Below are 24780 nucleotides of genomic sequence, written 5' to 3'. Positions count from 1 at the left end.
CCACTCTGCCGCGCTACCAGCCGCTGGTGCGCAAGATGATCTCGGTGGCCAACTGCGCGGTCGACTCGCTCGCGCTGCGCCGGCCCAGCAACTCCACCACCCGGTAGTCGCCGAAGACGAACCGCTGGCTCTCGCGGGCGGCGTCGCGCATCGCCGGCGTGCTCACCAGCACGGTCGTGGCAATCTCCACCGGCGGACAGATTTCGTCAGCGTCGTCGGCAGCGGCCACCCGCGGGTGCACGCGATCGATCGCGACCAGCCCCGCGAACCTGCCCAACCTGGTGGCCGCCAATTCCCAGGCCAGCTCGGCGCCGGCGCGGTCGCCGACCGCCACCGCCCACGCAATGCCCAACGAGTCGAGAATGCCGATCACCGACTTGGCGGTCAGCCGCGGGTCGGCGCCGATGACGACGGTGCGCAACGACGCGTTGTGCAGCCGCTCGCACACGGCGTCGTAGGCCGACGGGGCACGCTGCTCGGCGGCCAGTATCACCACGACGGTGCCGTTGTCCGGACCGGACACGCCCACTGGCACAGGGAATCCATCGAGCGTGGTCATCATCGTGGGCACCCCCCGCAAATTACCCGAAACCGGGGCCACGAGCACCCGGGACGATTCCGGTCGAAGAGGTGCGTCCGGCGCCGCCAACGATCGGCTCGACCGTCTTCATTGCGACCGGTTTGCTGCCGGCTGTTCGTCGACGTGTTACGGCAGCGTGAGGATCTCGGCGCCGGTGTCGGTGACCAGCAGGGTGTGCTCGAACTGCGCTGTCCACTTGCGGTCTCTGGTGACGACCGTCCAGCCGTCGTCCCAGATCTCGTAATCCAGCGCGCCGAGGTTGATCATCGGCTCGATGGTGAACGTCATCCCGGGTTGCAAGACGGTGCTGACGGCCGGCTGGTCGTAATGCAGGACCACCAGCCCGTTGTGGAACGTGGTGCCGATGCCGTGACCGGTGAAGTCGCGAACTACGTTGTACCCGAACCGATTTGCGTACGCCTCGATGACCCGACCCACCACCGACAGCGCCCGGCCGGGCTTGACGGCTTTGATCGCGCGCATCGTCGCCTCGTGCGTGCGCTCGACGAGCAAGCGGTGTTCCTCGGCGACGTCACCGGCCAGAAAGGTCGCGTTGGTGTCGCCGTGCACCCCGTTGATGTATGCGGTGACGTCGATGTTGACGATGTCGCCGTCCTCGATCACCGTCGAATCCGGGATGCCGTGGCAGATGACCTCGTTGAGCGACGTGCAGCACGATTTCGGAAAACCCTTGTAGCCCAACGTGGACGGGTAGGCGCCGTGGTCGACCATGTAGTCGTGCGCGATGCGGTCCAGATGGTCGGTGGTAACGCCGGGCGCGACGGCCTTGCCGGCTTCCTGCAGCGCCTGCGCCGCGATCCGCCCCGCGACGCGCATGTTTTCGATGACCTCGGGTTCCTGGACCCAAGGCTCGGTGCCCTCTTTGGCGGTGGCCTTGCCGACGTATTCCGGGCGCGCGATCCACTTGGGCACCGGCAACGTGGACGACAGCACGCCGGGGGCAAGCGCGGTGCGAGCAGGCATGGGACACAGCTTAGCGATGTGCGGCTCGGCCCGGCGCGGCACCGAGTTCGGCGCACGCATCGAGATTGCACCTCTGCAGGCCCGCGCTCGAAGAGTTCGTCTGCAGCCTTTCGATCTCGGCGAGCGGCGATCAGAACCGAGGCCGGCGCAGCAACGTCCGGCGGCGGGGACCCCGGATGATCACCGACCCGAACACCAACTGACCGCTCAGGACGACGTGCGGGTTGCCTTCGGCCGGCGGATCTTTGCGACGGTCGGTCGCGCTACCGACGTAGGCTTCCACGTTGTCGATCGAGGCACTCGCACCGTCGGGCAACCGCAGGTCGAGGTTGCCGAACTTCATGTCGATCTCGATGACGACGACGGGACCGGCGAAACGGGCTCTGGTGAGGTCGAGTTCGATGTTGCCGAACCGGCGCACCAGCGACAACCGGGTCGGCACCGTCCACTCGCCGTGGCGCTTGAGCGAGCCGGCCCAGCCGCGCAACTCCACCCGATCGGTGGCCGACGTCACGATCGCGCCCGGCGCGGGCAGGTCACCGACCAGACTGTCCAGCTCGTTGCGGGTGCGCGCAAAAGACACCTGCGTCGAGCGCTGCTCGAATTCGTCAAGGTCGATCAGCCCGAGCGCCAAAGCGTTGTGCAGCCGCCGCATGGTGCCGTTGCGGTCAGCATCCGACACCCGCACTGCCATGTCCCCGCCGGATTCCGTCATCGCCTTTTCCACTGCTCGACTACTGGCGATGATTCGCCCACCACACGTAACTTACCGGCGGACGTAGCTTCGTTGCAGCAAAGCCCTCGTCGGCGCGCGGTTCTCGGCTGCTGTCTGCACGCTTGGTCCGATGCATGTGTATCTACATACACATGAGTAGGCGAGTTCAGGTGATTCTGTCCGAGGAAGAGCGGGAAGCCTTCCGCCAGCAAGCCGCGGCGCAGCAGATGTCCCTCAGCAACTGGCTGCGACAAGCGGGACTCAAGCAACTCGAGGCCCAACGGGAACGTCCCATTCGTACCGCCCGGGACCTGCTTGAGTTCTTCGCGCATTCCGAAGACGCAGGAACAGAACCTGATTGGGAGACGCATCTGCAGGTGATGGCCGAGTCCCGCCGTCGCGGGCTCACGACGTCGTGATTTTCGTCGACACCAACGTCTTCATGTATGCGGTGGGTCGCGATCACCCACTGCGAACGCCCGCCCGCGAGTTCCTCGTGCACAGCGTGGAACACAAGGAGCGGCTTGTCACCTCAGCTGAGGTCGCCCAGGAATTGCTGCACGCGTACCTGCCGGTGGGCCGGATCTCGACGCTGGATTCGGCATTGACATTGGCACGGGAGCTAGCGGAAATCTGGCCCGTCGAGATGGCCGACATCCTGCACGCTCGAATACTGCACACCCGCCACCGCGGTCTCGGCGCGCGCGATCTGCTTCACCTGGCCTGCTGCCAGCGTCGCGGTGTCACGCGGATCAAGACGTTCGACCCGACCCTGGCGAGCGCCTTCGGCCCGTAGGCCGGCGAGCGGCCGCTAGCAGCGTTTGTCAGGCCAGGTAGCCAGGCGCCAGCGAGTCGAACATCACTTTGGTCATCCGGACCGCGTATTCCGAGCTGCCGCCCCCGACGATGAGCGCCGCGAACGCCAGGTCACCGCGGTATCCGGCGAACCAGGAATGTGATCCGCCCGCGAACTCGGCCTCGCCGGTCTTGCCGTAGATCTCCCCGCAGCCGGCGATCTCCTTGGCGGTGCCGTTGGTCACGACCAGGCGCATCATCGGCCGCAACGCTTCGACCATCTTCGGGCTGATCGGGGTGTTGTCGCCGGAGACGGTGGTGGGCCGACCGGCGATCAGCTGCGGGACCGGAGTCTTCCCGGCCGCGACCGTGGCCGCGACCAAAGCCATGCCGAACGGGCTGGCCAGCACCCGGCCCTGCCCGAAGCCGTCCTCGGTGCGCTCGGTCAGGTCCACCGTGGGCGGCACCGAGCCGGTCACCGTGGTGATGCCCTCGACCTGATAGTCCAGCCCGATGCCGTAGCGGTTGGCGGCCTGGGTCAGGCCGCGCGGCGGCAACTTGCTGCTCAGTTCGGCGAAGGTGGTGTTGCAGGAACTGGCGAACGCCCGCGACAGGGGCACCACGCCAAGATCGAAGCCGCCGTAGTTGGGGATGGTGCGGTGCCCGATGTCCAGGTGGCCGGGACATCCGAGCATGGTGTTCGGGGTGGCCATGTCGCGCTCCACGGCCGCACCGGCGGTGATCATCTTGAAGGTGGACCCCGGCGGATAGAGGCCGGTGGTGGCGAGCAGGCCATCGGCGTTCGCACCCGCGTTCTGCGCGATGGCCAGGATCTCGCCGGTCGACGGTTTGATCACCACCAGCATGGCTTTGCCGCCACGGGTGTCCACGGCATGCTGTGCGGCGTTCTGCACCGCGCGGTCCAGCGTGATCGAGACCGACGGCGCCGGTGTGCCCTCGACTTCGTGCAGCACCGCGACGTCGACCCCGTTCTGGTTGGTGGTGACGATCCGCCACCCCGCCTGCCCGTCGAGTTGGTCGACCACCGCCTTTTTCACCTGGCCCATCACCGCGGGCGCGAAGTTCGGATCGGTGGGCAACAGCTCGGGGCGCGGCGTGACGACGACGCCGGGCAGTCTGCCGATCGCCGGGAAGACGCGGTTGCTGTCGTCGGGCAGCAACGTGACCAGATCGACGGGTTGGGTTGCGGAGCTTGCCATTTCGGCAAGCAGTTGCGGGTCGTTGAGTTGGTCGTTGAACGGGTGCAGCGCCTCGATGACGGCGTGGGACGTGGCGATCAATTCGGTCCCGGCTTGGGTGGCGTCCAGTGAGTAGTTGTACAGGTAGCCCGGCGCCAGCACGTCGGTGCCGCCGAACTCGTTGACCGAGGCGCGCCGGGGCTGGTCGGCCCGCAACGCGAACGTCTGGTGCTCACCGAGCCTGGGATGCAGGCCGGTCGGGGTCCAGCGCACCTGCCAACGTCCCTCATCGCGGGCCATCTTCAGCTGGCCGTCATAGCTCCAGATCCGGTTCTTGGGCAGGTGCCAGGTGAAGCGGTACACCACCGTGCCGGTGTCCTCGGCGTACTTCGAGCTCAGCACCTGCGCGTCAAGGTGGGTGGCCTGCAGGCCGGCCCAGGCCGCGTTGAGCGCTTCGCGCGCGTCGTTGGGGCTGTCGCTCAGTTGCGCCGCGGTCGCGGTGTCACCGACGGACAGCGCGGCCAGGAACTTCTCGGCGGCGGGTCCGGGACCTTCGGGCCGCGGGGTACAGCCGGGCAGGACGGCGAGCGCCACCAGCAGGCACACCACCGAGGTTGCCAGTGTGACTGCTGAGACTGGAGTTTTTTTTGTGACCATCGATGCTGATGGTAGAAACTGTCGGCGTCACCGCCTCGTAGACACACCGAGACGAAACCGTGACGCTTGCTAGGGCGCGAACGGGTTGAGGATCGGCGGGATGATCTGGTTGCCGGTCACACCGGTGAACCGGACGAAGATCTGCGCGGGGATATTCAGGGTCTGGTAGACGCCGGCACCGACCCACGAGACCGGCAACTGCAAGAAGCTCGGCACTGCATCCACAAGGCTTTGGATCGGGTCGTAGACGAAGTAGGGAATCGAGGCCGCGAGCGTGCGCGAGTCCAGGATCAGGTTGGTCGGAACATCGGGATAACCCTGGGCGGCGAATGTCTGGTTGAGCACATTGAACAAGTTGACGTCGGGATCGAAGTAGGTGCCGTTGAAGACCGGGGACGTCAGCGGCGCACCCTGCATGTAGCTCGGCGTCGGAAGGCTGAAGGTATCCATGATCGTCGGCGTCGTACTGACGATCTGCCATGAGTTGTTGATCCAGCCGTCATGGATATTGTTGCCGGCCTGATCCCACATCAGGAAACTTGCTGTCTCAACGGGTGATTGGAAACCGTGACCGATGCCGGCGATGTTGGTATCCGTGTGGCCGTGGTCGGTGACGATGAGGGTGTTCCATTCCTCGCCGGGGTGGGTGGGCTGCCACATGGCCTCCCAGTCGGCTACCGCGCCCAGCACGCCTCTTGTCGCCAACGGCTGACCCGCAATTTGTTGGCCGAGGTTGGCGTCCATGTTTCGAAGGGCCGCCGCGTACTCCGGCGAGCCGCCGCCGAATGCATGCCCCATCTCGTCGACACCTACGTAGTAGGAGAAGATGAAATTCGCTTTGTCGGGGTCGGCGAGCATGATCGCGGCCTGGGTTTCCTGGCCGACCATGTTTTGCGACGCTACCCAGTACGGGTCGCTCGCGGCGTCATGCGGGACGAAAATGACATTGTCCGCAGGATGCGACCCGGCGCCGGCGATGTCGGTGATGACCGGCCAGTTGCCGATGACCGTCGTGTTGATGTCGTCGCCGTACGCGCCCTCGAGTTGGTTGTAGACGGTCGGCCAGTTGTCGTACGTCCACGGGGTGAAGACGTTGTTGGTGACGCCGGCCGTCTCGCTCCACACACCGGTCTGGATGGTCGTCCACGACGGGTTGGACACGCTGGTGTGTCCGACGATCGTCGACGCCGAGGTGGTGCTCTGCTCCATGAACAGATGGAAGTTCGGGGTCCCAGTGGGATCCGCCAGGATTCTGCTCAGATTCGTGCCGTCGGTGCCGATCAGCAGGAAATTCCCGTCCGGTGTGGCTAGCGCCCACTCGGCGAACTGGGCTTCAGTCACGAAGGTGGCCGTGTTGAGGAATGCGCCGGCGTTGCCGGTTGCGCCCGGGGCACCGAACAAGAACGGCCTGCCGCCGGCTCCCCCGGCCCCGCCGGCGACGGTTCCGGCGCCGCCGTACAGGTTGCCGCCGAGACCGCCGGTACCGCCGGCCCCGCCGTTGCCCCAGAACAAACCGCCGGTGCCGCCGGCGCCGCCCGCTCCGCCGCGCAGGCCACCGGTACCGCCGGCACCGCCGTTGCCGAAGAAGCCGGCGTTGCCCCCGCGTCCGCCCGTCCCGCCCGCAATTCCTGACCCGCCCCGGCCGCCATTGCCCCACAGGATCCCGCCGTCCCCGCCGGCTTGGCCGGTGCCGTTCACGCCGTTGAACCCGTCGCCGATGAGCGGCCGTCCCAGCAGCAGGTTCGTCGGCGCGTTGATCGCACCCAGAATGGGGTCGACGAGTGGCTGCAGCGGACCGGCATTGATCGCCTCGGCGGTCGCATACGCCTTGCTGGCATTGCCTAGTGCCTGCACGAATTGCTCGTGGAAGGCGGCGGCCTGCCGGCTGGCAGCCTCGTATGCCTCGCCGTGGCCGGAAAACAGCGAGGCGATCGCCGCCGACACCTCGTCACCGGCGGCTGCGATCAGCGTGCTGGTCGGTGCCAATGCCGCCAGATTCGCTGCGACGAGCGAGGATCCGATACCTGCGGCATCCGCCGCGGCTGAAGTCAAAAGGCTTGGTGCGGCGATCAGAAACGACATCATTGTCCTCCCAGCCGGAAACACTGACGATCGGAGATTGTGACGATACTCGTAAGTCGGCCAATTACGGCCCTTTTCGAGTCAGCCGGGTGGCGCTATGACGCCGGATCGCGTCGAGTGTGCAGCCAGCCGCACACCCGAGGCGAGCACTAATCCAGCAACACCGTTGCGAAGGTGCCGACTTCCTTGAACCCGATGCGGGCGTAGGCGGCCCGCGCCACGGTGTTGAAATCGTTCACGTACAGGCTGGCGATCCGCCCGCTGCCGACGATAACCGCGGCCAGCGTCGCGGTGCCCGCGGTGCCCATGCCCAGGCCCCGCCGCTCGGGATGGACCCAGACGCCCTGGATCTGGCCGACCGAGGGTGACTGCGAACCCACCTCGGCCTTGAACACGACCTGGCCGTGCTCGAAGCGGGCCCACGCCCGTCCGGCCGCAATCAGGCTGGCGACGCGACGACGATATCCGCGGCCGCCGTCGCCGAGTCGCGGATCGACCCCGACCTCGCCGATGAACATGTCCACCGCCGCGACCAGATAGGCGTCCAGTTCCTCCGGACGCACCTGGCGCACTTCGGTGTCCAGCGTGCAGTTTGGATGGGCGTTGAGCGCCATCAGCGGTTGGTCGGCGCGCACGTCACGCGCGGGCCCCCAGGCGGGTTCGAGGCGCTGCCACATCGGCAGCACCAAATCGGCCCGACCGACCAGCGACGAACACCGCCGTGCCGTGCTCTTGGCCTCGTCGGCGAACGCGTTGAGATCAATCAGGTTGCCGCGCAGTGGAATCAAATTGGCGCCGGCGAAACACAGCGACTCGTCCACGCCGCCGCGGGTCCACAGTTCGCCGCCGATGGAATTGGGCTCGACACCGTAGTCGGCGACGCGGGCGGCCACCATGCACGATTCGACCGGGTTCTCCCCCAGGACACGCCAGACGGCGGCGGCGTCACGCACCACTGACACCCGTCTCTCGCCAACCAGGCGCAAGATGGGCGGAGCCGACATCTCATAACTCTCTGTGGTGCGAATCGAGGGCCGGTGAGTTTGGCCCCTATCAGCTTACGGTGACAATAGGCGAACCGCTTGCTGCCGTCCCCGGATCCGTCTCGGTCAGGTCACCCATCTCCGAGGCGAGCCGCATGGCCTCTTCGATCAGCGTCTCGACGATCTGCGCCTCGGGCACCGTCTTGATCACTTCGCCCTTGACGAAGATCTGACCTTTGCCGTTGCCGGACGCCACGCCCAGATCTGCCTCGCGGGCCTCCCCCGGCCCGTTGACCACGCAGCCCATCACAGCCACCCGGAGCGGCACGTCGAGCCCGTCCAGCCCGGCGGTCACCTCGTTGGCCAGGGTGTAGACGTCCACCTGGGCGCGGCCGCACGACGGGCAGGACACGATCTCCAGCCCGCGTGGGCGCAGGTTCAGCGACTCCAGGATCTGCGTGCCGACCTTGACTTCCTCGACGGGCGGCGCCGACAACGACACCCGGATGGTGTCGCCGATCCCCCGGGAGAGCAGCGCGCCGAAGGCGACGGCGGACTTGATGGTGCCCTGGAACGCCGGACCGGCCTCGGTGACCCCGAGATGCAGCGGGTAGTCGCACTGCGCGGCCAACTGCTCGTAGGCCGCGACCATGATCACCGGGTCGTTGTGCTTGACGCTGATCTTGATGTTGCCGAAGCCGTGCTCCTCGAACAGCGAGGCCTCCCACAGCGCCGACTCGACCAGCGCCTCGGGGGTGGCTTTGCCGTACTTCTGCATGAACCGCTTGTCCAGCGAGCCGGCGTTGACACCGATGCGGATCGGGATGCCCGCGGCCCCGGCGGCTTTGGCCACCTCACCGACCCGGCCGTCGAATTCCTTGATGTTGCCCGGGTTGACCCGAACCGCCGCGCAGCCGGCGTCGATCGCGGCGAAGATGTATTTCGGCTGGAAGTGGATGTCGGCGATCACCGGGATCTGGCTGTGCTTGGCGATCTCGGCCAGCGCGTCGGCGTCCTCCTGACGTGGACAGGCCACCCGCACGATGTCGCACCCGGCGGCGGTCAGCTCGGCGATCTGCTGCAGGGTGGTGTTGACGTCGTGGGTCTTGGTGGTGCACATGGACTGCACCGCGATCGGGTGATCGCTGCCGACCCCGACGTCGCGGACCATCAGCTGTCGCGTCTTGCGCCGCGGCGCCAGCGTGGGGGCCGGGGGCTGCGGCATGCCCAGGCCTATGGTCACTTGGCTTCGCCTTCTCTCTGTTTCTAGAAGAGCCGGATGGGGTTGACCAGGTCGGCGGTGACGGTCAACAGGAAGAATCCGGCTACGAGAGCCAGCACCACGTAGGTCGCCGGCATGAGCTTGAGGTAATTCACCGGGGCGCCGGCCACCTTGCCGCGCGCCGACCGGATCATGTTGCGGATCTTTTCGTAGCACGCGACGGCGATGTGGCCTCCGTCGAACGGCAGTAACGGCAGCAGGTTGATGGCGCCCAGGATGAGGTTCAGCTGGGCCAGGAAGAACCAGAAGGCCACCCACAGCCCGTGGTCGACGGTGTCGCCGCCGATGATGCTGGCGCCCACGACGCTCATCGGGGTCTGCGGGTCGCGCTCACCGCCGCCAATGGCTTGGACCAGGGCGCCGATCTTGGAGGGAATGGCGGCCAGGGATTTGCCGACCTCGACGGTGAGTTGGCCGGAGAAAGCTACCGTGGCCGGCACCGCCGACAGCACGTTGTACCGGGTCGGCGGTTCGGGCGACGGCGCCGCCACACCGATGGCACCGACCGTCGCGGCTTTGGCGTCAGCGTCGCGTCCGGCGGAGACGAAACGCTGGGTGCTTTCGACGTTGACGTTGGTGACGATGGTCTTCCCGTCACGTTCGACCACGACGGGCACGGTGCCGTGCAGTTTGCGCACCGCCGTCGCCATTTCCTCGAAGGTCGACACCGGGGTGTCGCCCACCTTGACCACGACGTCGCCGGCGCGGATCCCGGCCAGCGCCGCGGGGCCCGGTCCGTCGCATTTGTCGAGCTTGCCCTTGACGGTTTCCTGTGCGACGCAGGTGGTTTCGCCGACAACTGCCTTCGTCGACTGATGCAGGTTGGGCAGCCCCCAGATCACCGCGATGGCGTACATCAACACCAGGAACAGCACGAAGTTCATTCCCGGCCCGGCGAACAACACTGTCACGCGTTTCCAGGTCGCCTGCTTGTACATCGCGCGGTCTTCTTCGTCGGGCGCGAGTTCCTCGGCGGGAGTCATCCCGGCGATGTCGCAGAAACCGCCCAGCGGCAGGGCCTTGATCCCGTACTGGGTCTCACCACGTCGGGTCGACCACAGCGTCGGCCCGAAGCCGACGAAGTAGCGGCGCACCTTCATGCCGGTGCCGCGCGCTGCCCACATGTGGCCGCATTCGTGCAGGGCGACCGAGATGAGGAGGCACAGCGCAAACAGCACAATGCCGATAACGAACATCATCAGCCTGTTACGACCTTTCTCATGCCAAGCCGGAGACTCGGACCGACACGGGGTTAGCTGTCGCGATCGCATGTTGCGCCCGCTCACGAGCCCAACGCTGCGCCTCGAGTACTTCATCCACGGTAGCGGGTGAAACGGCCCACTGGTCAGCAGCGTGCAGCACGTCGGCGATGGTGGCGACGATCGCGGGGAACGGGATGCGCCGTTGCAGGAACGCCTCGGCGGATTCCTCGTTGGCGGCGTTGTAGACGGCGGTCATGCAGCCGCCGGTTTCCCCGGCCTGCCGGGCCAACTCCACCGCCGGGAAGACCTCGCTGTCCAGCGGCTCGAATTCCCAGGTAGCAGCCTTGGTGAAGTCACAGCGGGCGGCGGCCCCGGGGACTCGGTGCGGCCAGCCCAGCGCCAGCGCGATCGGCAGCTTCATGTCCGGTGGACTGGCCTGGGCGATCGTCGAACCGTCGACGAAGGTGACCATCGAGTGCACGATCGACTGTGGGTGTACGACGACCTCGATGCGGTCATAGGGGATGCCGAACAGCAGGTGCGTTTCGATGAGTTCGAGGCCCTTGTTGACCAGTGAGGCCGAGTTCAGGGTGTTCATCGGCCCCATCGACCAGGTCGGATGCGCGCCCGCCTGCTCTGGGGTCACCCCCTGCAGGTCATCCGCCGACCAGCCGCGGAACGGCCCGCCGGAGGCCGTCAGCACCAGTTCGGCGACCTCGTCGGGGGTGCCGCCGCGCAGGCATTGCGCCAGCGCCGAGTGCTCGGAATCCACCGGAACGATCTGCCCCGGACCCGCCGCCGCCAACACCAGAGGCCCCCCGGCGATCAGCGACTCCTTGTTGGCCAGGGCCAGCCGGACCCCGGACTCCAGCGCGGCCAGCGTCGGCCGCAGTCCCAGCGCACCGACCAGCGCATTCAGCACGACGTCGGCCTCGGTCTCCTGCACCAGACGAGTGGCCGCCTCGGGTCCCCGGTACGGAATATCGCCGGCCCGTTCGGCGGCGTCCGCGTCGGCGACCGCGATGTTGGTCACCCCGGTCTCGGCGCGCTGACGCAGCAAGGTGTCCAGGTTGTGACCTCCGGCGGCCAACCCGACGACCTCGAAGCGGTCCGGGTTGGCGGCGATGACCTCCAATGCCTGGGTACCGATCGAGCCGGTGCTGCCCAGCACCAGCACTCGCAGGCGGCGATCGGAGATTGTCACCCGACCATTGTGCCGCGTGGGTGCGTCATGTCGGGCGGTACGCGGTCGACTCGCGCGTGTTCGACCCGTCCGTGCCGATGCTGACTCCGAATGACTGTGTGTACGACCCATCCGGGGGCGGCCCGTGTCGCCTCGAAACTGTTCTGCAGCAAAGGAATTGGAATTCAATGACCACACAGGCCAAGACGACGGCGGCAGCGGCCCTTGCGGCGATCGCGATTGCGGGCTTCTCGGGATGTGCAAGTGACAAGCCCGCGGCGCAGGGCGGTGCCGGCTCCGGTGCTTCGAGCAGTTCGAGCATGACCGCCGCCCCCAGCAGTGCGCCGTCGTCGGCAGCGGCGAACCCGGCCGCGGACCTGATCGGCCCGGGCTGCTCGGAATACGCCGCGCAGAACCCGACCGGACCCGGATCGGTAGCGGGCATGGCACAGGATCCGGTGGCGACCGCGGCGTCGAACAATCCGATGCTGAGCACGCTGACATCCGCCCTGTCGGGCAAGCTGAATCCGCAGGTCAACCTGGTCGACACGCTCAACAGCGGGCAATACACCGTGTTCGCGCCCACCAACGCGGCCTTCGACAAACTGCCGGCGGCCACCATCGATCAACTCAAGACCGATGCCAAGTTGCTCAACAGCATCCTGACCTATCACGTGGTCAACGGTCAGGCGAGTCCGGCCAAGGTCGCCGGCACACACAAGACGTTGCAAGGTGCGGACGTCACGGTGACGGGCGCGGGCAACGACCTGAAAGTCGACGCCGCAAGCCTGGTGTGCGGTGGGGTGCACACCGCGAACGCGACGGTCTACATGATCGACACCGTCCTGATGCCCCCTCAGTGATCCGGTTGACCGAGACAAAGGCAGTCCACTTCGGTGGGCTGCCTTTGTCGTGGCGCCAATCCCGTTGCCGTTCGAACCAATCCGCGGCGCGATCCGCGACGAATAGCTGACATGTTGACTCTCGCGTTGGTCGGATTTCTCGGTGGCCTCATCACCGGGATCTCGCCGTGCATCCTGCCGGTCCTGCCGGTGATCTTCTTCTCCGGGGTGCAAACAAACTCAGCCGATGCGACGACGAAAACCGAAGGCTCCGTGGCAGTTCTACCGCAGCAAACCCACTCCGACAGGTCCCGTCCCTACCGCGTGATTGCCGGTTTGGTGCTCAGCTTCAGTGTGGTCACCCTGCTCGGCTCGGCGCTGCTCTCCGCGCTGCGACTGCCGCAGGACGCCATCCGTTGGGTTGCGTTGGTGGCCCTGCTGGCGATCGGAGCCGGGTTGATCTTCCCGCGCTTCGAGCAGTTGCTGGAGAAGCCGTTCTCACGCATCCCGCAGAAGCAGATCAGCACGCGTGGAAAGGGTTTCGGACTCGGCCTGGCGTTGGGTGTGCTCTACGTACCGTGCGCGGGACCGGTGCTGGCGGCCATCGTGGTGGCCGGTGCGACCGCCCAGATCGGTGTGGGAACCGTCGTGCTCACCGCCGCCTTCGCCGGAGGTGCCGCATTGCCGTTGCTGTTCTTCGCCCTCGCCGGTCGACGAATTGCCGTGCGGGTGAGCGCGTTTCGACGCAGGCAACGCGAAATCCGGATCGGCGCAGGAATCATGACCATGCTGCTCGCGGTCGCGCTGGTGTTCGATCTGCCCGCCGTACTGCAACGCGCGATTCCCGACTACACCTCCTCGCTGCAGGACAAAGTCGGTGGCACAGAACAGATCCGCCGGCAGCTCGAGCTCGGCGGCATCGTCACCGACCAGAACGCGCAGCTGTCCAACTGCAGCAACGGTGCCGCCGAACTTCTGAACTGCGGAACCGCACCCGATCTGCGAGGCATCACCCGATGGCTCAACACCCCCGGGGGCGAGCCGGTCACGCTGGCTTCGTTGCGCGGCACGGTGGTACTGGTCGACTTCTGGGCGTACTCGTGCATCAACTGTCAACGCGCTATCCCACACGTCGTCGGCTGGTATCAGGCCTACCGGGACAGCGGTCTGGTGGTCGTCGGCGTACACACACCCGAGTACGCCTTCGAGAAGGTCCCGGAGAACGTCGCGAAGGGAGCAGCCGACCTGGGCATCACGTATCCGATTGCGTTGGACGACAACTTCTCTACGTGGACGAACTACCGCAATCGGTACTGGCCGGCCGAGTATCTGATCGATGCCCGGGGCACGGTGCGGCACATGAAGTTCGGCGAAGGCGGCTACAGGGAGACCGAATCGTTGATCAGGCAGTTGCTCACCGACGCCACACCCGGCCGGCCACTTCCCCGGCCCGTCGACACACCCGACCTCACGCCGAAAACGATCCTGACCGCCGAGACCTACTTCGGCGTCGGCAAGGTCGTCAACTTCGGCGGCGGCGGGGTCTACGACGAAGGATCGGCGATTTTCGACTACCCGCCCACCCTGGCCGCGGACAGCTTTGCGCTGAAGGGTCGCTGGTCACTGGACTACCAGGGGGCGACGGCCGACGGCGACGACTCGTCGATCAAGCTCAACTACCACGCCAAGGACGTCTACGCCGTCGTCGGCGGCACCGGCACCCTGCAGGTGATCCGCGACGGCAAGACCACCACGGTGCCGATCGGCGGACCGCCGACCAACCGCAAGATCCTCGCCGGTGAGACGCAGGGAGCCGGGACGGTCGAGGTGCGGCCCAGCAAGGGTGTGCAGATTTTCTCGTTCACTTACGGCTGAACCCGTCCGGGACCCAATCGACTCCGAATCATCTACGTCGGGGACCCAACGAGGCGGCACACCGCCTCGGTACTCAATAGGAGCGAACGAAATGAAGACGGAAAACACGGTGGCCGCAACCGGTCTCGCGGTAGCTCTGGTGGCATGCGGACTTGCGATGGCGCCATACGCGGCAGCGGCCGACCTGGTGGGTCCGGGATGTGCGGACTACGCGGCGGCCAATCCCTCCGGACCGGCGTCGGTGCAGGGCATGTCGCAGGTGCCGGTGACGCAGGCCGCAGCGAACAACCCCATGCTCACGACGTTGACGTCGGCGTTGTCGGGTGGGCTCAATCCCCAGGTGAACCTCGTGGACACCCTCAACAGCGGCCAGTACACGGTGTTCGCTCCCACGGATGCCGCCTTCGGGAAACTGCCGCCGGCCACCATCGACCAACTCAAGACGGACTCGGCGATGCTGACCAGCATCCTGACCTACCACGTCGTCAACGGCCAGGCGACTCCGGCCAGAGTCGTGGGCACGCACACCACACTGCAGGGCGCGAGCGTGACGGTGACCGGCCAGGGCAACAACATCCGGGTCAACAACGCCGGTCTGGTCTGCGGCGGGGTGTCGACGGCGAATGCGCAGGTGTACATGATCGACACGGTGTTGATGCCGCCGGCATAGCAGGAGCGGACCTGCCCACGGCCAACCGGCCTGTGCCAGAATGTGGGTCGACAGTCCAGTCCAACCGGAGGGATCACCGTGGCCAGTACTGAGGTGGAGCCGTACAGCGGCGTCGATGAAGCTGAGGTGCCGTCCGCGCAGTGGGGCTGGAGCAAGATCAACTACCGCACCTGGTATGTCGTGGGCGGGTTCATCCTGGTCATGTTGTTGGCGTTCCTGCGCGGCAACCACGTCGGCCACGTCGAAGACATCTTCTGCATCGGATTCGCCGCGCTGGTGCTCTTCATCCTGGTGCGCGACATCTGGGGGCGTCGCCGCGGCTGGCTGCGCTAGCGATCGGCGACCGCGGAACGCTTGTCGCGGCGCCTCCGGCGATAGCCGTTGCCCGCCGATGCTGCGACCAGCAGAACCGCCAACGCCACCAGCCATGGCCATCCGCCATGCTGATGCACCCAACCCGCCAACGAGCCCTGTAACCGGCTCGCCGCAGCGATCACCGCATCCTCCGGGCTGGCGTCCAGACTGAACAGTCGCACCTCATAGAGGCCGTAGTAGCCGACATACAAGCCGACCAGGATCAGCAGCGCACCCCCGAACCGGTTGACGATCGGCAGCATCCCCCGCATCCGGTCGATCAGCGCTGCGCTCGCGGTTGCCACCGCCATCGCGAGGACACCGACGACCAGCGTCAGCCCCGCGATGTACGCGGCGTAGATGGCGACGCCGTCGAGCACCGATCCGCCCCGCAGTCCGGCGCCGGTGACGGCCAAGAACGGGCCGACGGTGCAGGACAGTGAGGCCATCGCATAACTCGCGCCGTAGCCGATCATCGAACTCAGTCGCGCGGTCGGAGCCCGGCGCGGACCGACGGGCCTCAGCGCGGGCAGTTCCCGGCCGGACAGCAGCCAACCGCCGCTGCCGATCAGCAGTACTCCGATCAGCACCGTGACGTAGGGCAGGTAGCGCTGCACCGTCGAGGCCGCCGAGATGGTCAGCAGGCCGAACGCGCCGAATACCGCTACGAAGCCGACCGCCATACACCCGGTGGCGACGGCCGCCCGGGCGACCGCGGCGATCGGGCTTCGGGTTTGCGTCCCGCGCACCACCAGCAGCAGATAGGCGGGCAGCAGCGCGAACCCGCACGGGTTCAACGCGGCCACCAGGCCGGCGGCAAACGCGAGCCCGACGAGGGGCTGGTTCACCCCGGTCAGGACGTCAGCGCCGTAACCCGACCGGACAGTTCCTGCTGCGACATGGCCGAAGTGGTGTTGTTGACGAACGTGGACGAGCCGTCCGGGCGATAGAACACCCAGGCCGGCTGCCAGGGCACGTTGTAGCGGGCCCAGATCGCGCCGTCGGCGTCGTTGAGGTTGGTGAAGTTCAGGCCGTATTTGGAGACGAAGCCCTGCATCTGCCCGACGTCGGAGTGTGCGGCGACGCCGACGAAGGTGACGTTGGGGTGGGCGGCCGCCACCTGGCTCAGGGCGGGCGCTTCGGCATTGCAGTACGGGCAGAACGGCGTCCAGAACCACAGAACCGCCGGCTTGCCCTGCAATGTGGCGCCGTCGAACGGGGCGCCGCTGAGGGTGGTGCCGGTGAAGTTCAGGCGGTCATCGGCGGCGGACGCGTTCCGGGTGGCGCTCAGGCCGAGCAGCAGCAGGACGGCGATCGCCCCGGCGAAAAGGATCCTCAATGGCGACAGAACTTTCATGGCAGACCTCATTTCCCCGGCGTGTGCCTTGTCACGTACCCGTGTCTGCGCGGGTTCAACGCCCCGCCGTCACCGAGGATGCGCAGGCCGCCCGCCCGCCAAGCCTTCACTGGCCAGCTGTCCACAGGCTCAGGCTGAACGGCCCGTGCTCCAGCTACCCGCCCTCGGCGGCCAGCTGTCCACAGGCTCAGGCTGAACGGCCCGTGCTCCAGCTACCCGCCCTCGGCGGCCAGCTGTCCACAGGCCGCACTGATCTCGCGGCCGCGGGTATCGCGCACTGTGCACGAAACACCCTGCGCGCGAACGCGTCTGACGAACTCACGTTCGGCCGGCTTGGGGCTGGCATCCCAGTCACTGCCCGGCGTGGGGTTCAGCGGGATCAGGTTGACGTGCGCCAGCGGGCCCAACTTCCGGTGCAGCAGTTTGCCCAGCAGATCGGCTCGCCACGGCTGGTCGTTGACGTCGCGGATCAGGGCGTACTCGACCGACACCCGCCGACCGGTCACGTCCGCGTAATAGCGGGCGGCGTCCAGCACCTCGCTGACCTTCCACCTGTTGTTGACGGGCACCAGAGTGTCGCGCAACTCGTCGTCGGGGGTGTGCAGGGACAGCGCCAGCGTCACACCGAGCCGCTCGTCGGCCAGTTTGCGGATAGCCGGAGCCAGACCCACCGTCGACACCGTCACCGAGCGGGCCGAGATACCGAAACCCGACGGCGGCGCCTCGACGATCCGGCGGACCGCGGCAACCACCCGGGCGTAGTTGGCCAGCGGTTCCCCCATGCCCATGAAGACCACGTTGGACAGGCGCTCACCGAATTCGTCGCGCGAGGCGACCGCAGCGGCGCGTACCTGCTCGAGGATCTCGGCGGTGGACAGATTGCGGGTCAGTCCGCCTTGGCCGGTGGCGCAGAACGGGCAGGCCATGCCGCAGCCGGCTTGGGAGGAGATGCACACGGTGCTGCGTTGCGGATAGCGCATCAGCACCGACTCGACGGTGGCACCGTCCGCACAGCGCCACAACGTTTTTCGTGTCTGGCCGGAGTCGCAGGTGACCTCGCGGGCTGCGGTGAGCAGGGTCGGGAAAATACTCGAGGCGACCCGCTCGCGTACCGCGGCCGGCAGATCCGTCATCTGGTGGGGATCGGCGATCAGCCGCCCGTAGTACTGGTTGGCGAGCTGCTTGGCCCGGAAGGGCGGCAATCCCAGCTCGGCTACGGCGTCCGCGCGCCCGGCCTCGTCCAGGTCGGCAAGGTGCCGCGGCGGCTTACCGCGGCGGGGCGCATCAAAAACCAATTCCTGGACCATTACCAGTCCAGTATCAGGGCAGCAGCGCCAGAACGGTCCACGCGGCCACCGCCGACGGCAGGATGCCGTCCAGCCTGTCCATGATGCCGCCGTGGCCGGGCAGCAGTCGACCCATGTCCTTGATGCCCAGATCGCGCTTGACCTGCGACTCGATCAGGTCGCCCAGCGTGGTCGTCAAGACGAAGAGCACCCCCAGGAGTGCCCCGACCCACCACCGTTCACCGGCCAGGAAGGTCGCGGTCAGGATCGTCGCCGTGATCCCGCACACCAGCGAACCGGTGAAGCCCTCCCAGGACTTCTTCGGGCTGATCATCGGCACCATCGGATGCTTGCCGAACATCGCGCCTACCGCGTATCCCCCGGTGTCGGAACTGATTACGGCGATCATCATGCAGAACACCCAGCCTGGACCGTACTGCGGGTCGTAGACGAGCATCGCGGCGAAGGACCCGAACAGCGGCACCCACGTGCACAGGAACACGGTTGCGGAGACGTCACGCAGGTAATTGCTCGACGGCGGGGGGCCGTCGGTTTCGTCGACGTGGGCACGCTCGTCCTGCATGAACAACCGCCAGATCATGCAGATCACCACCATCCCGCCGAAGCCGGCGAGGGCACCGGTGGCGCGATACGGCCACGTCAGCCAGATCGTCGCCTGCCCCCCGACCAGCAATGGGATGACCGGGATCAGATAACCCGCTTCCCGGAGTCGGCGCACCACCTCGTGACTGGCCACCAGGATCGCCAGTGAGCACCACAACACCCAGAAGTGCGGCACGCACAGCAAAGTGGCGATGAGGGCGGCACCGATGCTTGCGCCGACCGCGATAGCGGCAGGCAGATTGCGTCCGGCCCGGGATTTCTTCTTTTTGGGTCGGCGCGCTCCGACGTCGACCGGCTCGTCGGTCGGGTTGCCGGCTTCGGCATCGGTGGTTGCCACGGACGTGGAAGGACTTGACTGCTGCGGCCGCTAGACCTCCAGCAGCTCGCCCTCTTTGTGCTTGACCAGCTCGTCGATCTGGGCGACGTACTGGTGGGTGGCCTTCTCCAAGTCCTTCTCCGCCCGGGTGACCTCGTCTTCGCCGGCCTCGCCGTCCTTGCGGATGCGGTGCAGCTCCTCCATCGCCTTGCGGCGGATGTTGCGCACCGAAACCCTCGCGTCCTCCCCCTTGGCTTTGGCCTGCTTGACCAGGTCGCGCCGGCGTTCCTCGGTGAGCTGCGGGATGGCCACGCGGATCAGCGTGCCGTCGTTGGTGGGGTTGACGCCCAGGTCGGAGTTCCGGATGGCCGTCACGATCGCGTTGACCTGGCTGGCTTCGTAGGGCTTGATGACGACGAGCCGGGCCTCGGGAACGTTGATGCTGGCCAACTGGGTGATCGGGGTGGTTGCGCCGTAGTAGTCGATGACGATCCGGGAGAACATGCCCGGGTTGGCGCGGCCGGTGCGAATGGTCGACAGGTCGTCGCGGGCCACCGAGACGGCCTTCTCCATCTTCTCCTCGGCGTCGAAGAGAGCCTCGTCAATCATTCGTCACGCTCCTCGGGCTCCTCAGGTGGTTACCAGCGTCCCGATCTTCTCACCAGCGACCGCCCGCGCGATATTGCCGTCGGTCAGCAGGTTGAACACCAGGATCGGCATGCCATTGTCCATACACAGGCTGAACGCGGTCGCATCGGCCACCCGCAAGCCGCGATCGATGACTTCGCGGTGACTGATCGCGGTGAGCAACTCGGCGTCCGGGTTCTCCCGCGGATCCTCGGCAAACACGCCGTCGACCGCTTTGGCCATCAACACCACGTCGGCACCGATCTCCAACGCCCGTTGCGCCGCGGTGGTGTCGGTGGAGAAGTACGGCAGGCCCATGCCGGCCCCGAAGATCACCACTCGCCCCTTTTCCAGGTGCCGAACCGCGCGCAGCGGAAGGTAGGGCTCGGCCACCTGGCCCATCGTGATCGCGGTCTGCACGCGCGTGGCGATGCCCTCCTTCTCCAGGAAGTCCTGCAGCGCCAGGCTGTTCATCACGGTGCCGAGCATGCCCATGTAGTCCGAGCGGGTCCGCTCCATGCCGCGCTGCTGTAGCTGCGCGCCACGGAAGAAGTTGCCACCGCCGATCACCACCGCGACCTGCACCCCGCCGCGCACCACTTCGGCGATCTGACGGGCCACCAGCGCGACCACGTCGGGATCAAGCCCGACCTGACCTCCGCCGAACATCTCCCCGCCCAGCTTCAGCAGCACGCGGGAGAACTTCGACGGCGAGCCGGCGACCGCGGCGGCCGGCATCCCGTTGGTCTCCCTGGGCTCTGTCATCGGTCTCCTCGCCTGAAACTGCCATCCCAGCAAACCTTTCGGGACGACCACTCTTATCCTGCCTCATCGCCGCGTTCCGCTGGGGGTCGGGTCCTCGAGTCCAATCCAGGTTTGGCCGTCCTTCGGTTTGGGAATCCGCTCTTCGCGACGGTGACATCACGGTCTGAGCACGACGGCCGCATCGTCCGGGGGCGGGCCGGTCCAATTCGATCGGTTCATCACACCTAGCACTCACCAATGCCATCGCGGCTGATCGAGGAGGAACTCATGGCGGACAGCAACTCGGGACCGGCTGAAGCGGTCAAGGGTGTCGTCGAAGACGTCAAGGGCAAGGCCAAAGAAGCGATCGGGACCGTGACGGGTCGTGGCGACCTGATCAACGAGGGTGAAGCGCAGCAGGACAAGGCGGAAGCCCAGCGCGACGCCGCCAAGAAAGAAGCGCAGGCCGAAGCCGCGCGCAGCGCCGCCGAGGTCGCCGAACAGCGTCAGAAGGCGCAACAGTAGAACTTGTTGGAAGGATGGGCCCGGTCTGTGTAACGGACCGGGCCCATCGAACATCTGCGGGTGTTCGCCGCCGGCGGCGTAACAAAATTGGAATAATCGCTCACCGAATGGGGTAATCAGCGCTGCGCTCGGGGTGGAGGTCTCCACGAGGACGCGGCAATGGGTCGGGGTACGCAGGCACCACCCTCATGAGGTTTGGAGATGCGGAGTTGGATGTTCTGCTGCTCAGCGACGCGAGCGATTTCGAATCCGCGCTGGAGCTGGCACCTTTCGCCTTGACAGTGCGCAGCGCCCCCTTGACCGGCTTGGACAATGGGGCGCTGGACGGCGCCGACGTCGCGGTCATCGATGCTCGTACCGACTTGGTGGCGGCTCGCGCCGCATGTCGCCGCCTGACAGCCAACCTGCCCGCGCTGGCCGTGGTTGCCGTGGTCGCGCCCGCGGACTTCGTCGCATTGGACGTCGACTGGAACTTCGACGATGTGCTGCTCGCCGCGGCCGGGCCCGACGAACTGCAGGCACGATTGCGGTTGGCCATCACGCGTCGGCGCAACGCCGTGGGCGGCACGCTGCAGTTCGGTGACCTCGTGTTGCACCCGTCCAGCTACACCGTTTCGTTGCGGGGCGCGGACCTGGGTCTGACACTGACCGAGTTCAAATTGCTGAATTTCCTCGTACAGCACGCCGGGCGGGCGTTCAGCCGGACCCGCCTGATGCACGAAGTGTGGGGGTATGAGAGCAACGGGCGGGTCCGCACTGTCGATGTGCACGTGCGCCGCCTGCGGGCCAAGCTCGGCCCGGAGCACGAGTCGGTGGTCGACACCGTCCGCGGAGTCGGGTACATGGCGGTGACCCCGCCGCAGCCGCGCTGGATCGTGGGCGAGCCGGTGCTGAACCCCGCATCGGCATCGGGCGCCCCGGATCCCGTCGCGCGCTGAGGTATCCATCCGACGGCGGGCCTCCGCCCGAACGGCGGGCTTTCGCCCGCCACAAGATCCCCCAACGGGAAATCCTCCCCGCGCCATGGCGGCGGCGCGGGGAGGATCAACCTGGCTAACTAGGCTGCGTTAGGCCGGTCAGTTGGTTGCCGGGGCACTCGGGTTCGGCACCGCGTCGGGGGCCGGGGCCGAGTTCGGACCGGGAACCGCGTTCGGCGCGGGCACCGAGTTGGGGCCGGGCACCGAGTTGGGCGCAGGCGCCGGGTTCGGCAAGGCATTGGGCGCCGGGGCGCCTGCCTGGCTACCCTCCCAGACCAGCACATCCTGCACGCCGTCGTTGTAGACCACCCGGGTCGGAGCGGGACCGGTCACGTCGAAGTAGATCTTTCCGCTGGCCATCCCGCCCTGGGTGATCGGCGCAGGACTCAAGCCTTCAGGAGTCATCTTCGTGGTGATCACGCGGTAATTCTGGCCCTCGGCACGGGCGTTGAAGTTGGACACCACGGGCGTGATCACACCGCTGTTGGCGCGAACCTGGACATCGGCCTGCCAGAGCTGACCCTTGGGGGTGTAGCCCGGGATGGTGATATTGGCGGGCTGCAGGTTGCTGACCGTGTAGTCGGTGCTCAGGGGGCCGTCGACCAGCGTCTCCGGCGTCCCCAGACCCTCGACGATGGTGGGCGCAGCGGAAGCCGCCGCGGCCCCGAACAAGCTCACCGCCGCGATACCGGCGGCGCCGATGGCCGTCTTTGCAGTGGTAGTGCTGAACTTCACGTCAATCCTCTCATTCGATCTCATTCGGAGCAGTCAGCTTTGCTCGTTCAATTGCCAACCGCACGTAACCGCCCAATTACCCAACGCACACATACTCAAACAGTGACAGCGCGTCGAATCCCGTTGTGCAGCCTCATTACCAGCGAAAACAGCAGCAATTTGAGATGGGCCACAATACGTTTCGTGCCACAACTTTCACATTTTCACCATGACGATTTCGCACCTCGGCTGACAATCATCGAATAGGACGGCAGCACAATCGGGCTCGGTCACCAGCCAATGCCGCTGGCGGCAAATGCGTTATCGGAGTTATTAATGACGCGCCGTCGGTACCGTCCGGCGCGGACATATGTCAATATGCTTGATATGACCCGCACCGAGGACGCGCCGCTGGGCTACCTGCTGTATCGGGTGGCGTCGGTGCTGCGGCCCGAGGCGTCGGCCGCACTCGCACCACTGGGGCTCACGTTGCCCGAATTCGTCTGTCTGCGAATACTTTCCACATCACCGGGGTCATCCAGCGCCGAACTGGCGCGGCATGCCAGCGTCACCCCGCAGGCGATGAACACCGTGCTGCACAAACTTGAAGATATCGGCGCCGTTGCCCGGCCGGCCTCGGTGTCGTCCGGACGCGCATTGCCGGCCTCGCTGACCACCAAGGGCCGCGGTCTGCTCAAGCGCGCCGAGTCCGTGGTGCGCGCCGCCGACGCCCGCATCCTGGCCAAACTGACCGAGACTCAGCAACGTGAGTTCAAGCGGATGTTGGAGAAGCTCGGCTCCGACTAGTCGGCGTGGATCCGGGCGAACGGCGCGGCCTCTTCGAGTTCATAGGCGAGTTCCAGCAGTCGCGCTTCCTGCCCGGTCGCCGCGGACAGCATCATGCCCACCGGCAGACCCGATGCGGATCTGCCCAGCGGCAGCGAGATCGCCGGATCTCCGGACACGTTCTGCAACGGCGTGAACGCGACCCACTCGGACAGCCGATCGATGACCTGTCGGTACTCCGTGGGTGCCAGATACCCGACCTGCGGCGTCGCGTCGGCGAGAGTCGGGGTGAGCAGGGCGTCGTAACTGGCGAAGAACTCCGCGCTACGCCGCGGCAACCGGCGCAGCCGGGCGATCGCCAGTGGGAGCCGGTGCAGATTGCTCTTGGCGTGGCGATAGAGACCCAGCGTCAGCGCGTCCAGACGAGTGCGGTCGAAGGTGTCACCGAACGCACGCCGGCCGACGCTCACCTGGCCCAGCGACAGCAGTCCCCAATACAGCACGAAATCGTCGAGGAAGCTGGTCGGAACCCAGGAGCTGTCGACGTGTTCGACATGGTGCCCCAACTCTTCCAGCAAGCCAGCCGATTTAAGCGTCAGATCCCGGACCTCCGGGCTGGATTCGCGCTGAATCGATTGTGTCGCAACGGCGATCTTCAAGCGGCGTTTGCCGGGGCCGGTCACGTCACCGATGGGTGGCAGCTTCGGGTTGCGGAAGAGGCGCTCGACCTCGCGATAACAGGCTGCCGTGTCACGCACCGTGCGGGTCACGACGCCGTTGGCGACGATGCCCACCGGCATGCGACGGTACTGCGGATCCAACGGCATCCGTCCGCGCGACGGCTTCAACCCGACCAACCCGGTGCACGCCGCCGGGATGCGGATCGAACCGCCCCCGTCGTTGGCATGGGCGATCGGCACCACGCCGGCCGCGACGAACGCACCCGACCCCGACGACGACGCACCCGCGGTGTAATCGGTGTTCCACGGGTTACGGACTGGGCCCAACCGCGGGTGCTCGGCGGCGGCGCTGAAACCGAACTCAGAGAGCTGAGTCTTGCCCAGCGCTATCAGTCCGGTGTCCAGCAGCACCCGGCTGACCTGGCTGTCGGCCTTGGCCGGGCGGGGTTCCCACGCATCGGTGCCGTACATCGACGGCATCCCTGCGACGTCGACGTTGTCCTTGATCAACGTCGGCACGCCGGCAAAGAAGCCGGTGCAGTCCCGCGCGGCGGCGGCGCGAGCGCCGTCGAATGCCGCGTACGCCAAACCGTTGAGGCTGGGGTCGACTGCTACGGCGCGGGCGATCGCCGCCTCGATGACCTCGGTCCGGCTCAGCCGACCGGAGCGGAGGGCCTCGGCAACACCGATCGCGTCGAGGTCACCCAGGGCGTCGTCGCCGAATGCATGTACGCGCGGCAT

26 protein-coding genes are annotated in these 24780 nt (G+C 66.6%); 9 read left to right on the top strand and 17 right to left on the bottom strand.

Annotated elements, in window-relative coordinates; all coding sequences use genetic code 11:
• Positions 1 to 13: 13 nt before the first annotated feature.
• From AC5Y47_RS04110 to AC5Y47_RS04100, 3 genes are all read right to left on the bottom strand, one after another.
• On the bottom strand, positions 14 to 562 hold the full coding sequence (locus AC5Y47_RS04110; protein ID WP_499942182.1) for an alpha/beta hydrolase: 549 nt from the start codon (positions 560 to 562) through the stop codon (positions 14 to 16).
• A 144-nt stretch (positions 563 to 706) separates the two neighbouring features.
• Positions 707 to 1564, bottom strand: a complete 858-nt coding sequence (gene map / locus AC5Y47_RS04105; protein WP_499942180.1) for a type I methionyl aminopeptidase — start codon at positions 1562 to 1564, stop codon at positions 707 to 709.
• A gap of 130 nt (positions 1565 to 1694) precedes the next feature.
• On the bottom strand, positions 1695 to 2279 hold the full coding sequence (locus AC5Y47_RS04100) for a DUF1707 SHOCT-like domain-containing protein (protein WP_499942178.1): 585 nt from the start codon (positions 2277 to 2279) through the stop codon (positions 1695 to 1697).
• A 152-nt stretch (positions 2280 to 2431) separates the two neighbouring features.
• Between AC5Y47_RS04100 and AC5Y47_RS04095 the strand changes: the two genes are divergently transcribed.
• Positions 2432 to 2698: a plasmid mobilization protein gene (locus AC5Y47_RS04095; protein WP_499942177.1), complete on the top strand. Its 267-nt coding sequence runs from the start codon at positions 2432 to 2434 to the stop codon at positions 2696 to 2698.
• Positions 2695 to 3075, top strand: coding sequence for a type II toxin-antitoxin system VapC family toxin (locus AC5Y47_RS04090; protein ID WP_499942175.1), 381 nt, complete (start codon positions 2695 to 2697; stop codon positions 3073 to 3075). Before AC5Y47_RS04095 ends, AC5Y47_RS04090 begins: the two co-directional genes overlap by 4 nt.
• Before the next feature lie 28 nt (positions 3076 to 3103).
• Here the strand turns inward: AC5Y47_RS04090 and AC5Y47_RS04085 are convergent, their stop codons facing one another.
• From AC5Y47_RS04085 to dxr, 6 genes are all read right to left on the bottom strand, one after another.
• The gene (locus tag AC5Y47_RS04085; RefSeq protein WP_499942174.1) at positions 3104 to 4930 is read right to left on the bottom strand and encodes a penicillin-binding transpeptidase domain-containing protein; all 1827 of its coding nucleotides are present in this window, start codon (positions 4928 to 4930) and stop codon (positions 3104 to 3106) included.
• A 69-nt stretch (positions 4931 to 4999) separates the two neighbouring features.
• A complete protein-coding gene (locus AC5Y47_RS04080) occupies positions 5000 to 7012 on the bottom strand; it encodes a PE domain-containing protein (protein ID WP_499942173.1) in 2013 nt (670 codons plus the stop codon).
• Positions 7013 to 7161: 149 nt separating this feature from the next.
• Positions 7162 to 8016 (bottom strand): GNAT family N-acetyltransferase, encoded by an 855-nt coding sequence (locus AC5Y47_RS04075; protein ID WP_499942171.1) that lies wholly within the window; start codon positions 8014 to 8016, stop codon positions 7162 to 7164.
• 49 nt (positions 8017 to 8065) lie between these two features.
• Positions 8066 to 9238, bottom strand: a complete 1173-nt coding sequence (ispG, locus tag AC5Y47_RS04070; RefSeq protein ID WP_499942170.1) for a flavodoxin-dependent (E)-4-hydroxy-3-methylbut-2-enyl-diphosphate synthase — start codon at positions 9236 to 9238, stop codon at positions 8066 to 8068.
• A 23-nt stretch (positions 9239 to 9261) separates the two neighbouring features.
• Positions 9262 to 10476: a M50 family metallopeptidase gene (locus tag AC5Y47_RS04065; RefSeq protein ID WP_499942168.1), complete on the bottom strand. Its 1215-nt coding sequence runs from the start codon at positions 10474 to 10476 to the stop codon at positions 9262 to 9264.
• A 19-nt stretch (positions 10477 to 10495) separates the two neighbouring features.
• Entirely contained in the window at positions 10496 to 11683 is a 1188-nt protein-coding gene (gene dxr, locus AC5Y47_RS04060) for a 1-deoxy-D-xylulose-5-phosphate reductoisomerase (protein ID WP_499942167.1), read from the bottom strand.
• Between the two features lie 167 nt (positions 11684 to 11850).
• Here dxr and AC5Y47_RS04055 point away from each other — a divergent pair, with 167 nt between their 5' ends.
• The 4 genes from AC5Y47_RS04055 to AC5Y47_RS04040 all read left to right on the top strand — a co-directional run bounded on the left by AC5Y47_RS04055 (position 11851) and on the right by AC5Y47_RS04040 (position 15382).
• Positions 11851 to 12525, top strand: a complete 675-nt coding sequence (locus AC5Y47_RS04055) for a fasciclin domain-containing protein (RefSeq protein ID WP_499942165.1) — start codon at positions 11851 to 11853, stop codon at positions 12523 to 12525.
• 111 nt (positions 12526 to 12636) lie between these two features.
• On the top strand, positions 12637 to 14379 hold the full coding sequence (locus AC5Y47_RS04050) for a cytochrome c biogenesis protein DipZ (RefSeq protein WP_499942164.1): 1743 nt from the start codon (positions 12637 to 12639) through the stop codon (positions 14377 to 14379).
• Between the two features lie 91 nt (positions 14380 to 14470).
• Positions 14471 to 15049 (top strand): fasciclin domain-containing protein, encoded by a 579-nt coding sequence (locus AC5Y47_RS04045; protein ID WP_499942162.1) that lies wholly within the window; start codon positions 14471 to 14473, stop codon positions 15047 to 15049.
• 78 nt (positions 15050 to 15127) lie between these two features.
• Positions 15128 to 15382 carry a DUF2631 domain-containing protein gene (locus AC5Y47_RS04040; protein WP_499942161.1) on the top strand — a complete coding sequence of 85 codons (255 nt, stop codon included), beginning with the start codon at positions 15128 to 15130 and terminating at the stop codon, positions 15380 to 15382.
• Here the strand turns inward: AC5Y47_RS04040 and AC5Y47_RS04035 are convergent.
• From AC5Y47_RS04035 to pyrH, 6 genes are all read right to left on the bottom strand, one after another.
• A complete protein-coding gene (locus AC5Y47_RS04035) occupies positions 15379 to 16251 on the bottom strand; it encodes a cytochrome c biogenesis CcdA family protein (protein WP_499942160.1) in 873 nt (290 codons plus the stop codon). The two genes, AC5Y47_RS04040 and AC5Y47_RS04035, sit on opposite strands and share 4 nt — an antisense overlap.
• Before the next feature lie 5 nt (positions 16252 to 16256).
• On the bottom strand, positions 16257 to 16760 hold the full coding sequence (gene dsbE / locus AC5Y47_RS04030; RefSeq protein WP_499942158.1) for a disulfide bond-forming protein DsbE: 504 nt from the start codon (positions 16758 to 16760) through the stop codon (positions 16257 to 16259).
• A gap of 212 nt (positions 16761 to 16972) precedes the next feature.
• Positions 16973 to 18067 (bottom strand): dual-specificity RNA methyltransferase RlmN, encoded by a 1095-nt coding sequence (gene rlmN, locus AC5Y47_RS04025; RefSeq protein WP_499942157.1) that lies wholly within the window; start codon positions 18065 to 18067, stop codon positions 16973 to 16975.
• A 13-nt stretch (positions 18068 to 18080) separates the two neighbouring features.
• Positions 18081 to 19007, bottom strand: coding sequence for a phosphatidate cytidylyltransferase (locus AC5Y47_RS04020; protein ID WP_499942155.1), 927 nt, complete (start codon positions 19005 to 19007; stop codon positions 18081 to 18083).
• Positions 19008 to 19037: 30 nt separating this feature from the next.
• Complete coding sequence (gene frr / locus AC5Y47_RS04015) at positions 19038 to 19595, bottom strand: ribosome recycling factor (RefSeq protein ID WP_499942153.1); 558 nt, start codon at positions 19593 to 19595, stop codon at positions 19038 to 19040.
• 21 nt (positions 19596 to 19616) lie between these two features.
• On the bottom strand, positions 19617 to 20378 hold the full coding sequence (gene pyrH, locus AC5Y47_RS04010; RefSeq protein ID WP_499942150.1) for a UMP kinase: 762 nt from the start codon (positions 20376 to 20378) through the stop codon (positions 19617 to 19619).
• A gap of 267 nt (positions 20379 to 20645) precedes the next feature.
• On the opposite strand from pyrH, the gene mbp1 reads away from it, so the two are divergent.
• Both mbp1 and AC5Y47_RS04000 read left to right on the top strand, forming a co-directional pair.
• The gene (mbp1, locus tag AC5Y47_RS04005) at positions 20646 to 20882 is read left to right on the top strand and encodes a microaggregate-binding protein 1 (protein WP_499942148.1); all 237 of its coding nucleotides are present in this window, start codon (positions 20646 to 20648) and stop codon (positions 20880 to 20882) included.
• Between the two features lie 188 nt (positions 20883 to 21070).
• Positions 21071 to 21820 carry a winged helix-turn-helix domain-containing protein gene (locus AC5Y47_RS04000; protein WP_499942146.1) on the top strand — a complete coding sequence of 250 codons (750 nt, stop codon included), beginning with the start codon at positions 21071 to 21073 and terminating at the stop codon, positions 21818 to 21820.
• 138 nt (positions 21821 to 21958) lie between these two features.
• Here the strand turns inward: AC5Y47_RS04000 and AC5Y47_RS03995 are convergent, their stop codons facing one another.
• Positions 21959 to 22594, bottom strand: coding sequence for an MPT63 family protein (locus AC5Y47_RS03995; RefSeq protein ID WP_499942145.1), 636 nt, complete (start codon positions 22592 to 22594; stop codon positions 21959 to 21961).
• Between the two features lie 366 nt (positions 22595 to 22960).
• On the opposite strand from AC5Y47_RS03995, the gene AC5Y47_RS03990 reads away from it, so the two are divergent.
• Positions 22961 to 23380, top strand: coding sequence for a MarR family winged helix-turn-helix transcriptional regulator (locus AC5Y47_RS03990; protein ID WP_499942143.1), 420 nt, complete (start codon positions 22961 to 22963; stop codon positions 23378 to 23380).
• On the opposite strand, the gene AC5Y47_RS03985 is transcribed toward AC5Y47_RS03990, so the two are convergent.
• A complete protein-coding gene (locus tag AC5Y47_RS03985; protein WP_499942142.1) occupies positions 23377 to 24780 on the bottom strand; it encodes an amidase in 1404 nt (467 codons plus the stop codon). The genes AC5Y47_RS03990 and AC5Y47_RS03985 overlap by 4 nt on opposite strands.

The sequence above is a fragment of the Mycobacterium sp. NGS22 genome, assembly GCF_059813095.1.
Note: the sequence above shows the minus strand (reverse complement) of the source record. Positions and strands in the feature narration are given on the sequence as shown.

Excerpts from the sequence above, each read along its gene's own strand:
- AC5Y47_RS04110 (WP_499942182.1), bottom strand. The coding sequence starts at position 562 with ATGATGACCACGCTCGATGGATTCCCTGTGCCAGTGGGCGTGTCCGGT.
- map (WP_499942180.1), bottom strand. The coding sequence starts at position 1,564 with ATGCCTGCTCGCACCGCGCTTGCCCCCGGCGTGCTGTCGTCCACGTTG.
- AC5Y47_RS04100 (WP_499942178.1), bottom strand. The coding sequence starts at position 2,279 with ATGACGGAATCCGGCGGGGACATGGCAGTGCGGGTGTCGGATGCTGAC.
- AC5Y47_RS04095 (WP_499942177.1), top strand. The coding sequence starts at position 2,432 with ATGAGTAGGCGAGTTCAGGTGATTCTGTCCGAGGAAGAGCGGGAAGCC.
- AC5Y47_RS04085 (WP_499942174.1), bottom strand. The coding sequence starts at position 4,930 with ATGGTCACAAAAAAAACTCCAGTCTCAGCAGTCACACTGGCAACCTCG.
- AC5Y47_RS04080 (WP_499942173.1), bottom strand. The coding sequence starts at position 7,012 with ATGTCGTTTCTGATCGCCGCACCAAGCCTTTTGACTTCAGCCGCGGCG.
- AC5Y47_RS04075 (WP_499942171.1), bottom strand. The coding sequence starts at position 8,016 with ATGTCGGCTCCGCCCATCTTGCGCCTGGTTGGCGAGAGACGGGTGTCA.
- AC5Y47_RS04065 (WP_499942168.1), bottom strand. The coding sequence starts at position 10,476 with ATGATGTTCGTTATCGGCATTGTGCTGTTTGCGCTGTGCCTCCTCATC.
- AC5Y47_RS04055 (WP_499942165.1), top strand. The coding sequence starts at position 11,851 with ATGACCACACAGGCCAAGACGACGGCGGCAGCGGCCCTTGCGGCGATC.
- AC5Y47_RS04050 (WP_499942164.1), top strand. The coding sequence starts at position 12,637 with ATGTTGACTCTCGCGTTGGTCGGATTTCTCGGTGGCCTCATCACCGGG.
- AC5Y47_RS04045 (WP_499942162.1), top strand. The coding sequence starts at position 14,471 with ATGAAGACGGAAAACACGGTGGCCGCAACCGGTCTCGCGGTAGCTCTG.
- dsbE (WP_499942158.1), bottom strand. The coding sequence starts at position 16,760 with ATGAAAGTTCTGTCGCCATTGAGGATCCTTTTCGCCGGGGCGATCGCC.
- rlmN (WP_499942157.1), bottom strand. The coding sequence starts at position 18,067 with ATGGTCCAGGAATTGGTTTTTGATGCGCCCCGCCGCGGTAAGCCGCCG.
- frr (WP_499942153.1), bottom strand. The coding sequence starts at position 19,595 with ATGATTGACGAGGCTCTCTTCGACGCCGAGGAGAAGATGGAGAAGGCC.
- pyrH (WP_499942150.1), bottom strand. The coding sequence starts at position 20,378 with ATGACAGAGCCCAGGGAGACCAACGGGATGCCGGCCGCCGCGGTCGCC.
- mbp1 (WP_499942148.1), top strand. The coding sequence starts at position 20,646 with ATGGCGGACAGCAACTCGGGACCGGCTGAAGCGGTCAAGGGTGTCGTC.
- AC5Y47_RS04000 (WP_499942146.1), top strand. The coding sequence starts at position 21,071 with ATGAGGTTTGGAGATGCGGAGTTGGATGTTCTGCTGCTCAGCGACGCG.
- AC5Y47_RS03990 (WP_499942143.1), top strand. The coding sequence starts at position 22,961 with ATGACCCGCACCGAGGACGCGCCGCTGGGCTACCTGCTGTATCGGGTG.
- AC5Y47_RS03985 (WP_499942142.1), bottom strand. The coding sequence starts at position 24,780 with ATGCCGCGCGTACATGCATTCGGCGACGACGCCCTGGGTGACCTCGAC.